Genomic DNA, 11,531 nt, shown 5'->3' with positions numbered 1-11,531 from the left:
CCGCGCCACCGCCTTGTCCTTGAACTGTTGTCCGTATCGTGCCACTTCAACCTCTGGTTATCGCCCCACTGCAGGATCTTATCCGGGCGACAACTACTCTGACGTGGGGGGGATCTGCAGGAACAGCGAATCGTTGCTGTGGCCAGCGAGATGTTCGCCGTTGCGCTCACCCACGCCGTCGGCATCGCTCAAAATATGTTGCTGGAAACCACGCTTCGGCATGCCGTTGATTTTCTTTCTATTGAGCTCGCTGTCCGGGAACGGCGGATCAATGCTTTCCACGCCATGGATGTTACGCAGCGGGCGATAGCCATCCTTTCCTTCGCCCAAACCATTCAAGGGAATGCGGACATCGGGAAACATCTGACCAATGCCACCGCCCAGCATGTTCACATCGATGCTGCTTTTCCGCTCGATGCCCGCGTGATTCAGCGCTGCCCAAGTGAAGTCCACGCAGTTATTGCGGACGTCCTTGTATTGCAGATCAAAGCCGAGTTTGTCAGGGTGCGCGCCGAATTTCTCAAGCTTCCTGTACTGCTCCTCGCTGATTTCGAGCGTGCGGCTGTAACGAGGATCCTTGTACTCGCTTGCGTCGGTCTTCATGACCTCCCCTGGTCCGTTCATGCTGCCATGCCCGGAAGGCGCGAACCCAAAGCTCTTCGTGGTGTTGCCTGGCCCATGGAGCACGTAGAACATGTGCCCGGGCGCGGAGGTCTGTGGGACGCCATTTACAACTTTCTGCACTCCATTTTCGTCCACCAACGGCGTACCAGGTGCAGCAATAACGATTTCCACCTTGTAGCGCGGCTTATCCATAAGAATTCACCATCAATTCCTCCAACTGTGGGGAAACTACTTCCCAGAGAGAGGGTCAGCGTGTATCCGCAGTTGCGTGGGGTAATGCTGCAGCACCGGCACCGGCTGTACCGTGCCCACATCCAGACGGTAGCGAGCGTCCGTTTCCAACGGAAGCGTGACTATTCCCAATCTGTATCGCTTGGCATTCATCGATACCTGCGACGCGTAACGCCAGTCGGCTGATCCATGCCATTCGGGAAGCGCATTTCCATTGCTCTGTGCCATGGCCTGGTAGCGGTCAGAAGTGGCTACATCCTGCCAAGCACCTGCCACCCAGCGCTGCAGGGACACTTCAAAGGGAACATGGACACTGTCCATGTCCGGCTCACTTGCAGGCTGCGATCCATGTCGCTGCACCTCAAGCTCCAGCGCATAGGTTCGCCCCGGATGGAAGTTGCGGGCACTCGTCTCGAACTCGAACCGTACCGTTTGGCCGGGTGCGGCAACGTCGATGGGTTTGACCAGATCCAGCGGCTCCGGCGCATCCGGAAGACGTTCGCTGCAGGCACCCAGGCCACCGAGCAGCATGATGAACAGGCCGGCGCGCAGCCAGCGGTGATTACCCGACCTTGTGATCCCTTGGGCTCCCTGCCACGGGCTTCAACCGTAGCGGTCGGTCGGCCATGTCGCAACCGCAAAAGATAAAGGCAGGGTCTGCACCCTGCCTTTTCAAGCGAACAGCCGCCGGGCATGGCCCGGCGCTACCGCTCACATCACAGCTGGATGCGCGCCACGCTCTCTTCCGAGCCCTTGGCATCCTTCTCGCCGTTCTTGATGCTCACGAACAGCACGTTGTTCTTCGCATCCAGTGCCAGGCTGTTCGGGTGGGTCGGCACCGCATAGGTGGCCACCTTCTTGTAGCTGGCGCTGTCATAGGCGGTCACCGTGCCGCCTTCGCGGTTGGTCACGTACAGGCGCTTGCGCGGCGCGTCCAGCAGGATGCCCAGCGGGCCGGCATCGGTGGGGATGCTCGCCAGTTCCTTGCCGGTGCTGCGGTCGAGCACCAGCACGCGCTGGCCCGGGTGCTTGCTGGTGAAGCCTTCGCTGCTCTTGGTCATGTAGTTGCGCAGCATCTCCGAGCCCTGGTCGGTGACGAACAGGCGCTTGCCATCCGGGTCCAGCGCGATGTTCATCGGCTGCTCGGCGGCAATCTTGTGCTGGGCCACCACCTTCTTCGCATCGGTGCCCACCACCACCAGGTCGGCCAGCAGGTTGCTGGTGTAGACGCGCTTGTTGGCCGCGTCCAGCGCCAGGCCCGGCGCCTTGGCCTTGCCCAGGCCCGGAATGGTGTCGATCAGCTTCAGCGTGGTGGTGTCCACCACGAACAGCACGCTGCCTTCGCCGGAATGGCCGGTGACGTACAGACGGTTGGCTGCGCTGTCCACCACCAGCTCGCGCAGATCATGGGTGTAGCCGGCCTTGCCGTCCTCGCCCACCTTCTTTTCCATCAGCTGCACGGTGCCGATGGCCTTGTTCTGCGCGGTATCGACCACGGTCACCGAGGTGTCCACGGTGTTGCCCACATACAGGCGGTTGTGGGCGTCATCCAGCACCACGCCGAACGCCTTGCGCTCCAGCGGAATGCGGGTTTCCACCGCCAGCGTGGTCGGGTTCAGGCGCAGCACCTGGGACGGGCCGGCATTGTCACCGAAGCCACCGGACGAGGCCACGAACACGGCATTCTGCTTGGGGCTGTAGGCCAGCTCGTACAGGCCCTGTGCGATGGCCTGGCGCTGCACGGCGCTGCTGGCCGCGGTGGTGGCGGTCGCATTGTCGGCAAATGCCGCCGGGGCGCCGACGCTGAGCGAGATGGCGACCGCCAGCGCGGCCGAGCGGAAAAGGGAAAGACGGGTCATGCGAGCATCCTTGAAAGGGCACGGGAGGGTGTCCTGGCTCGCTGGGCCGTTCTGCGACGGCCCGCCCCGCACCTGTCTGCGCGGGGTGGGCTGGCTGGGTAGCGGGGCAATGGTAGCAGCTGGGGGCTGTGGCGTCCGCCCACGCGTGCGTGGCTGCTGCCCGCGTTATTGCTCCTTCAACCGCAGCGAATCGGCCACATCGGTCTGCGCCGCCACCTCGGTGGGGATGCTGGCGCGGCGGTGCGCCGGGTCGTCGCGGTCACCCTGCACGATGAAGATGCTCTCGGCCGCATGGGCATCGCTGGTCGAACGGCTCAGCAGCACATGGTCCACGCGCGAAAGGTTGTTCTGCTTGGCCAGCACCAGCAGGCTGGCGCTGATGCGCTGGCTGGCCGCATCGAAGGTGCGTCCATGGGCGGCGTCCAGCTCGGCCACTTTCTGGATCAGCTGCGCGAACAGGCGATGGTCCGGATGCGAAGGGTCCAGCAGCGTGCCGGCCACTTCCATCGGGCTCGGCGGCGGCTCACCTTCCGCACGGTCACCCTGCCGGTGGTTCTCGGCCTCGCGCTCGGGCATCGGGTGGTGGCTTTCGGCATTCAGTTCACTGCCCGGGAACGGCGCCGCAATGCACTGGATTTCCGGCAGATTGAACAGCACCGCGAACTCACCCAGATCGCTGCCGCCGTCCAGCGGTGCCGGCAACGGATGCAGGCCCGCGTAGTTCAACGCGGCCCAGACAAAATCGCTGCAGCGGTTGATGGTCGCCGGGCGATCCACATCGAATTCGAACTCGGCCGGCTCCTCGGCAAAATCGCGCAGGCAGCCGTAATGTTCGGCGGTGATTTCCAGGGTGCGGCTGTAGTACGGGTCCACGTGCTCATCGGCATCGTCGTGGCGCACCTGTGCGTACTGCACGCCCTTCGCGGTTTCACCCGGCGGCAGCCGGGGCGGCGCGAAACCGTAGCTGTGGGTTTCCTCGCCCTCGGCCACCTGCAGGTACATCTGCCCGCGCGGGGACACGCCCCCACTGCGCAGCGGGGTGCCTGGCGCCGCCAGGATAATGGTGACCGTGTAGCGTGTTGCCTGCTCCATGCGTGCTCAGCCTTGTTGGGTACTGCGGTTGTGGCCGGATGATGGCACAGGTGGGCTGGGGGGCAGGTGGAGAGGGTGGGGTTGGCCCGGAGCGGGTTATTGAATATGTGAACCAAGGAGCACTAATGGCGGCCGCCTGCCCACCCGAACGAGTTCAAAGGTTGGCGTCTACAAGCGCCGCGCTCGACCCCAGACCTGCGGGCGAGGAAAGGGTACTGATCGACATGCAGGGCAATGAGGCTGAGCGCAACGCTTGAGAACAGCGCCCCACAAGATCGAACCCATCACCGGACTCAAGCCACTCGCCCCGCCGCCCCTGACATCCCCATCACCCGCTTTCACGCCGCTGCAATAGCCGCCTCCGCACGATCAGAATCCCCCACCCAACCGCTCGCGACGGCCACCACAGCCGCGCCCTCTGATCCCGATGCAGCAACTCGCCAATGATTTCTGGAACCTGCGCGGCACCTTCAAGGTGGCCGGCCTGCTCGACGTGGGCACGCAGCTCTCCGTGGTGCGCCGTAGCAATGGCCGCTTCCTCGTGCTGGACAGTTACACCCCCAGTGAGACCCAGCGCCAGGCCCTGCTGGGCCTGACCGCCGGCGGCACGCTGGTGGACGCCATCATCAACGTGCATCCGTTCCACACCCTGCACTGCGAGCCCCTGCACCGGCTGCTGCCCGCTGCGCGCTTGATCGGCACACGCCGCCATCTGCAACGAGCGCCGCACCTGCCGTGGGAGCCGCACGTGGTCGAAGAGGAGGCTGTCCAGGCCGACTTTGCCGACGACCTCGATTTCTCCCTTCCCGCCGGCCTGGATCTGGTGCCGCCCGACCACAGCGTACACGCCAGCTCGGTACTGGTCCGCCATCGCCGCAGTGGCATCGTCCATGTCGATGACACCCTCAACGTGCTGGCCGCACCCGGCGTGCTGGGCAAGTGGCTGCCGCAATCCCGCTTGAAGTTCCACCCCACGCTGTCGCGTGCACTGCAGCCCAAGGCCGGCGCCACCGACGCGTTCGAGCGCTGGGCCCGCGCGTTGGCCGAGCGCTGGGCTGGTACGCCGTTTGTCTGTGCCGCCCATTCGGCCGTGCGTGAGCTGTCGGCCGATGGCTGGCGCGATGAAGTGCTCAAGGCGTTGCACAACGTGCAGGGCAAGTTGCGCCGCCATCGTCACCGCTACGGCTGAAAGCGCCCCTCCATTCCCTCCCCCAAGGCAACCTCCCCCATGAGCGACCACCAGATCAAGACAGTCAACCCGCTGACAGAACAGGTACTGCGCACCTATGCGTACATGTCCGACGGCGATGCAGCAGACACCGTGAAGGCCTGCCACGAAGCTTTCCTGCAGTGGCGCCTGCGCAGCCTGGAGGAACGCGCCGCAGTGGTGGCCGCCATTGCCGGAAAGCTGGAAGAGAAGAAGGAAGCCTTCGCCCAGCTGATGACCAACGAGGTTGGCAAGCTGATCGCTGACAGCCGCAGCGAGGTGGATCTGTGCGTGGCCATCTGCAAGTACACCGCCGAGCAGGGCCCGAAGGTGCTCGCCGATGAAGAGCGCCCCTCGGCCAATGGCACCGGCATCGTCACCCACCAACCCATAGGCGTGGTGTACGGCATCCAGCCGTGGAACTTCCCTGCCTACCAGGCCGTGCGCTACTCCATCGCCAGCCTCATGGCGGGTAACGGCGTACTGCTCAAGCACGCCGAAAGCTGCACCGGCAGCGGCCTGTTCCTGCGCGATCTGTACGAGGAAGCCGGCCTGCCCAAGGGCCTGTTCGGCGTGCTGCTCATCAGCCATGACCAGTCCGACGCCATCATCGATCACGACCTGGTACGCGCGGTCACCCTCACCGGCAGCGAAAAGGCCGGGCGCACCGTTGCCGAAAAGGCCGGCAAGGCGCTGAAGAAGACCATGCTCGAACTCGGCTCCAACGATGCCTATCTGGTGCTGGACGATGCCGATCTGGAGCTGGCAGTAAAGACCTGCGTGAAGGGCCGCCTGTTCAACAATGGCCAGACCTGCGTCAATGCCAAGCGTTTCATCGTGACCGAGAAGAACTACGACGCCTTCGTTGACGCCTACGCAAAGCAGTTTGCAGAGATCCGCATGGGCGACCCGAACGATTCAAGCACCCAGCTCGGCCCGATGGTGTCCAAGGCGCAGCGTGACACCCTGCACGAGCAGGTCAGCAAGAGCGTGGCCCAGGGTGCGCGGCTGGTTGTGGGTGGCGAAGTGCCGGACAAGACCGGCTGGTTCTACCCAGCCACGGTGCTGGCCGATGTTGCGCCGGGCCAGGTCGCCTACGAGGACGAGCTGTTCGGCCCCGCCGCGGCCATCATCAAGGCCAAGGACGATGATGACGCCATGCGCATCGCCAACGACAGCCGCTACGGCCTGGGCGGCGGCATCTTCAGCCGCGATGTGAAGCGCGCCCGCGAACTGGCCACCACCTACTTCGACACCGGCATGGTGTGCATCAACGGCTTCAACGTCGCCGGCCCCACCCTGCCCTTCGGCGGCGTGAAGGCTTCCGGCTACGGGCGTGAGCACGGCCCCGAGGGCCTGAAGGAATTCGTCAACATCAAGTCGATCACCCTGCCGGCGGCCCCATGAGTACGCCCCTGCACTGCGATGTGGCCGTCATCGGTGCCGGTACGGCGGGCCTGGCGGCCGAGCGGGCTGCACGCCGCAACGGCGCTTCCACCCTGCTCATCGATCCGCACTTCAACGGCACCACCTGTGCCAATGTCGGCTGCATGCCGTCCAAGCTGTTGATCGCCGCTGCGAAGCAGGCTGAGTGCGTACGCCGCTCAGATCTGTTCGGCATCCGGGTGGATGGCCTGCAGGTGGATGGCGCAGCGGTGCTGCAGCGCGTGCGCGATGAACGCGACCGGTTTGCGGCCCTCACCCGCCAGCAGATCGAAAAACTTGACCCCGCCACGCGCGTGACGGGCCGCGCGCGGTTTGCCGGGCCGACCACGCTGGAACTGGATGGCGGCCCACGCATCGAAGCGCGCGCCATCGTCATCGCCACCGGTTCATCGCCGGCGCTGCCGCCACCGTTCAAAGCACTGGGCGACCGGGTGCTGACCAACGAAAGCCTGTTTGAACTCAAGCAGCTTCCCACGCGCGTGGCCGTAGTGGGCACCGGTTCGCTGGGGCTGGAATTCGCCCAGGCCCTGGCCCGGCTGGGCGTGCAGGTCACCCTGCTGGGCAAGGAAACAACGCTGGCCAAGATCCGGTGCCCGCGTGTGCACCGCGCCCTGTTGGCCATGCTGAAGCGCGACATGAAGGTTCATCTGGGCGTGGACGTACACCCCGAACGGAATGCCGACGGCGTACGCGTGCGCTGGAGCAGCAAGAACGGCGCCGATGGCAGCGCGCAGGTGGATTACCTGGTGGCTGCGCTGGGGCGGCCACCCAACCTGGAAGGGCTGGGGCTGGGCAAGGCAAAGCTGAAGCTGGACAAGCACGGCGTACCCTGCCACGACCGCCAGACCATGCGCTGCGGCGACAGCGCCATATTCCTGGCCGGCGACGCCGCCGCCGATCTGCCCCTGCTGCACGAAGCTTCCAGCGATGGCGCCATTGCCGGGCGCAACGCGGCCGCCCTGCCTGCGGAAATCACGGTGAAGCGACACGTACCACTCAGCATCACCTTCACCGACCCACCGGTTGCCAGCATCGGCCAGTCTGAAGATGAGGCCGCCGTGACGGGCACCGCCGATTTTGACGACCAGGGCCGCGCACGCGTGGAAGGTGTCAACGAAGGCACCCTGACCCTGTACGCAGCAGCCCCCGAGGGCACGCTGATTGGCGCCGACCTGGTGGTGCCCGCAGGCGAGCACCTGGCGCACCTGCTGGCCTGGGCGGTGGAAACCGGCTGCACCGCGAGCCGCCTGTTGGAGCTGCCGTTCTACCACCCCACCATGGAAGAAGGCTTGAAGCAGGCCTTGCGCAGCATCTGCGCGGCAACGCCGATTGCGCTGCCGGCGGACCATGATGCGGGGGCGCCTTCCGGGGGGTGAAGCGCTCCGCCGCATCATCGGCAGTGGCCACGCGATGTTCTGCCCGGCGCCATGGGGCTATTCCCTGCCCATCCCCTGCACCCGTCCGTCCTGCGCCTGCTGTTCCACCTGCCGCGCAGCACTCTGCTGCTGCGCCTCCTGGTTCATCTGCTGGTAGCGCTGCATCGACACCTCCACCGGCGTCGCCACGGCACGGTCGGTGGTCATGCTGGCCAAGGTGAACGGAGGACTGCTCAGATCGCCCTTTATCAGAAACACCGTGTGCCCGGCCGGCTGATGGCCGGTAGCGGCGCTCAGCACCACCTGGTCCACGCGGGACAGGTCGTTCTCCTTCGCCAGCACCAGCAGGCTGGCGGTCATTCTGTCGCTCACCGCATCCGACGCCCGCCCATGCTGCGCGTCCAGCGCAGCAACACCCGCGCGTATCTGTTGATGGAGTGCATAGTCGGCACCCCCAGGCTGCAGAGGATCAGGCCGCTGAGGATCGGACTGCTGGGCCGTCCCCGCAGCGAGCGCACGCACCTCCTGCCACGCCGCCCGCAGCTCCTCGGTCGTTGTCGTCGCCACCGGGCGGGCAACACCATCGGCCCCCGTCTGGTAGTGGGTAATAGCGCGCGACTCGCCCGCGTTGCCCTCGGTGGGCGGCGCAAGCTGCTGCATCGTCGGGCCGGTAATGCCGTGCTGCGCGCGCGTACGCGCCGTGGCCAGCTCGATGGCCTCCATCCATTGCGGCGAAGGCGTAATGCCCGCAGCCGCGTAGGTGTGGCGCATCTCGTTCTGGTTCATTTCTGCATGGGTGGGCGCCGGGCGCGCCTCCAGTGCAGCAATGGTCTGGTCGAGCACATCAATCGACGGCTGCTGGATCGTACGCGTCGCCTCCAGCTCCAGGACCATGTTGCCCTGCGCCGCCCGGCCCTCGTGCGACCAGTTTCCGGCACCGTCGCGCTGGTAGCGCACGTTGTCCGAACCAAGAATGGCATCCGGCCGGGCACGCGCCGCTTCCACCGCATCGGGCACCACCGGCACGAAATCGCTTGCGCGGGTCGCGGCGCGGTTTTCCAGGTAGCTCGCTGCAATCGCCGCCTTGCCATGGGCGATGTTGTCCGCAATGCGCTGCACGGCCTGCTGGTTCAGTTCCACAGCGCGCTCTGGCGAGGCGATCTGCGTTTCATAGAGACCGCGGTCGTTCGCTCCGGTCACCCCCGTCTTGACCTGCCGGGTCCACTGTTCGGTCTGCGGGTCACGCTGCCAGTTCGGGTTGCCAAACCCACTGCTTTCATGCGCAGCCGCAGGCAGGCTGAACGGATTCTGCGGTGCGGGCGCATCCTTCAGTGCAAGCTCCACCGCTTTGACGCTGGCCTTGGCGCCCAGTTCGCGTGCCGTTTCGTAGTTGGCGCCGACACTGTGTTCGGTAGCCTCCCCCACGCCAGCAGACGAATCCTGCATCTTTGCCTGGCGCTGCCAGTTGAGCCCATTGAATTTCCACTGCGCGCCGGCAGCTTCCTGGTGATACACCGCTCGGTTGTCGAGCAGGTCCGCCCCCTTGTCGAAGGCCTTGCTCATGAACAACGCATCGGCGGCGACCACCGCCGCTGGCACGAAGCTGGACGTACCGATGACCGACGCGGTGGCCATGCCGCCAAGCCAGCCACCGCCATTGCGTTCCAGCGCGTGGTTGAATTCGGACTGTGCGGCCGTGCCGTTGCCCTGCTGCAGATGCTCGGAGATACGGCGCGTGGTGAGGATGGCATCTGCGCCCGAGGCGAGCAGGCCACCGGAACGGACCAGTTGGCTGGCGGAAGCTTCGCCTATGAGGAGGTCCATGGAAACGAGGCCGCGCTGCGAGACGGGCATGTAATTCCCGAGCGGTGTCGACGTCAGATCGTAAAAGCGGCGTGCAGCGCCGTCGATCTCGGGAAGGTCATCCAGCAGCACCGTACGCACCTGCGCAGTAGTGGACTCAGACAGCGTCAAGCGACCAGCCTTCACCGCGTCAGATATGGCCAGACGCATTTCCATTCTGCCCGCGACTTCACGAGCTGGCATATCCACCTTGCTTGATCCGCGCACCAAGTTGCCCGGCGCGCCGTAGATTTCATCGATGACTCGCGAAACTCTCGAATCAGAACGGATGACCGCCGACCACTCGGACTCGACACCGCCCATTAGTTTCAGCGAGTTGATCTGACCTGCATGATCTATATCGTACTGAGCGAATCGAGAATACAATTTCCTATTGACAGCATTTGCTTCAGCATCGGTCATTCCGTCTGGCGTCGTTGCAAAAGCGTCGCCATTTATCAACGCCACTTTCAGTGTGTCGCGAAAGCGTTCAACCTTCGCGGATATTCTTTGAAGTGCCGAAAGGTCATTATTCAGGGCGGCACGGCCGTCTCGGGTCTCACTCAAACCTTCAAGGTAATCCATCACTCCATCGGTGTAGGAGCTACGCGTACGGCCCCTGTGGGGTGATGTATCCAAATCATCAGCGAGGTAACCCTTGACTGGCAGATACAGACGATTGGCGGACGCATCCTTATCCAGCAGGTTGAACTGGTCCAACCTTTTCAGCAATGGACTATTACTGAAAAGCGCTTGCTCCAGAACGTGATGACTCTGGAGAATTGTCTTAACGGTTGACATCCCTGTCTGCCTCGCTCGTGGAAGTGCTCAGTGCTCAAATGTCAGAAGCGTCAGTGAGCCTAACTCCGCGCGCATCAGGATACCGACCGAACCCGCTCTCCATCAGGAAATCTCTCATGGTCCGGTCACAAAATGCATTCGACGTATAGGGCGTTCTGAAAACATGCGCCGTGCCGATCACACTTCTACGGAATGCAACCTTGGCACCACCCCCAATGCTGTAGTACTTCCCATTAGGATAATCGTCCGTAAGAATTTTCACCGACGACGCTTCCTCGTCAATCGCATCCAGCACCCTGACCACTTCGCACAGATAGTGCGGGGCCGCCTCTGAGCCATCTTCGAGTCGGAAATCACACTTGATGAAAGAGAAGCCCTCTGCATCCATGGTCTGCATGGCAGATTTCAGCGCCTCCGACACCAACCAGTAGCCCTTGAAACCCGCCTGCAGATCGTCCGGCATTTCGCCAATGCGGCTGTCATACCGCAATCGAGGGATTTCATTCATTGAGCCAATCCCTCCCGCAGATGGTGGCTCACTAAGATGCTCTGGCAGTGGCAGTGCGTTTTCGTTCTCAAGCACCACGCCGTGTCCGCGCCCCCCCCCTCGCACGTCCGGCCGGAGCAGATAGAACTCACCTTCCACTGGTATGTTTTCAGTTTTCATGAGAAGCCCTCGATTTCAGCAGCAAATTAATTCGCAGATCACGTTCGGAGCAGATTTCCTATGCCGTCACTGAAAAGAGATCCGCGGCGTCCGTGGGCCAAACGCCACGCGTGGCAGGTTCAACGCCATATCCAGACTCAATCAACGCATCCCTCAGGACCCGATCACAGTACACATCAGCAGTGAACGGGGTTCTAAACACGTGCGAGCCTGCAACAACATCTTCTCGAAACGCCAAGCTGGCGCCACCTGCGATGTCGTAGAACTTTCCGTTTGGGTACCCGTTCTGGAGCACCCTCACACTTGAAGCCGACTCGTCAATGGCATCTAACAGGCTGCTGAAATACCAGTCGCCACGCGAGGCGCCACAGTCAACATTTTCCACC

The 11,531-nt window shown here is 63.6% G+C and carries 9 protein-coding genes and 1 pseudogene; 3 read left to right on the top strand and 7 right to left on the bottom strand.

Annotated features, from left to right (window positions below; genetic code table 11):
* Positions 1-123: 123 nt before the first annotated feature.
* From ACQKDV_RS15275 to ACQKDV_RS15260, 4 genes and pseudogenes are all read right to left on the bottom strand, one after another.
* Positions 124-816, bottom strand: a pseudogene (locus tag ACQKDV_RS15275) (hypothetical protein); the annotation flags it as partial.
* 36 nt (positions 817-852) lie between these two features.
* On the bottom strand, positions 853-1,386 hold the full coding sequence (locus ACQKDV_RS15270) for a hypothetical protein (RefSeq protein WP_427784822.1): 534 nt from the start codon (positions 1,384-1,386) through the stop codon (positions 853-855).
* Between the two features lie 185 nt (positions 1,387-1,571).
* On the bottom strand, positions 1,572-2,714 hold the full coding sequence (locus ACQKDV_RS15265; RefSeq protein ID WP_427784821.1) for a YncE family protein: 1,143 nt from the start codon (positions 2,712-2,714) through the stop codon (positions 1,572-1,574).
* A gap of 165 nt (positions 2,715-2,879) precedes the next feature.
* Entirely contained in the window at positions 2,880-3,806 is a 927-nt protein-coding gene (locus ACQKDV_RS15260; RefSeq protein WP_427784820.1) for an XVIPCD domain-containing protein, read from the bottom strand.
* A 427-nt stretch (positions 3,807-4,233) separates the two neighbouring features.
* On the opposite strand from ACQKDV_RS15260, the gene ACQKDV_RS15255 reads away from it, so the two are divergent.
* From ACQKDV_RS15255 to ACQKDV_RS15245, 3 genes are read left to right on the top strand one after another with little or no spacing between them, the layout of a single operon-like run.
* On the top strand, positions 4,234-4,995 hold the full coding sequence (locus tag ACQKDV_RS15255) for a hypothetical protein (protein WP_427784818.1): 762 nt from the start codon (positions 4,234-4,236) through the stop codon (positions 4,993-4,995).
* Between the two features lie 39 nt (positions 4,996-5,034).
* Positions 5,035-6,420: an NAD-dependent succinate-semialdehyde dehydrogenase gene (locus ACQKDV_RS15250; protein WP_427784817.1), complete on the top strand. Its 1,386-nt coding sequence runs from the start codon at positions 5,035-5,037 to the stop codon at positions 6,418-6,420.
* Positions 6,417-7,835, top strand: a complete 1,419-nt coding sequence (locus tag ACQKDV_RS15245) for a dihydrolipoyl dehydrogenase (protein WP_427784816.1) — start codon at positions 6,417-6,419, stop codon at positions 7,833-7,835. The genes ACQKDV_RS15250 and ACQKDV_RS15245 overlap by 4 nt, the downstream gene beginning before the upstream one ends.
* A gap of 57 nt (positions 7,836-7,892) precedes the next feature.
* On the opposite strand, the gene ACQKDV_RS15240 is transcribed toward ACQKDV_RS15245, so the two are convergent.
* From ACQKDV_RS15240 to ACQKDV_RS15230, 3 genes are all read right to left on the bottom strand, one after another.
* Positions 7,893-10,478, bottom strand: coding sequence for an XVIPCD domain-containing protein (locus tag ACQKDV_RS15240; RefSeq protein ID WP_427784815.1), 2,586 nt, complete (start codon positions 10,476-10,478; stop codon positions 7,893-7,895).
* 34 nt (positions 10,479-10,512) lie between these two features.
* Positions 10,513-11,145, bottom strand: coding sequence for an imm11 family protein (locus ACQKDV_RS15235; protein WP_427784813.1), 633 nt, complete (start codon positions 11,143-11,145; stop codon positions 10,513-10,515).
* A 58-nt stretch (positions 11,146-11,203) separates the two neighbouring features.
* The coding region (locus ACQKDV_RS15230; RefSeq protein WP_427784811.1) for an imm11 family protein at positions 11,204-11,531 on the bottom strand (328 nt) is incomplete at its 5' end.

Source organism: Stenotrophomonas sp. NPDC077659 (genome assembly GCF_050268705.1).
Classification (GTDB): domain Bacteria; phylum Pseudomonadota; class Gammaproteobacteria; order Xanthomonadales; family Xanthomonadaceae; genus Stenotrophomonas.
Note: the sequence above shows the minus strand (reverse complement) of the source record. Positions and strands in the feature narration are given on the sequence as shown.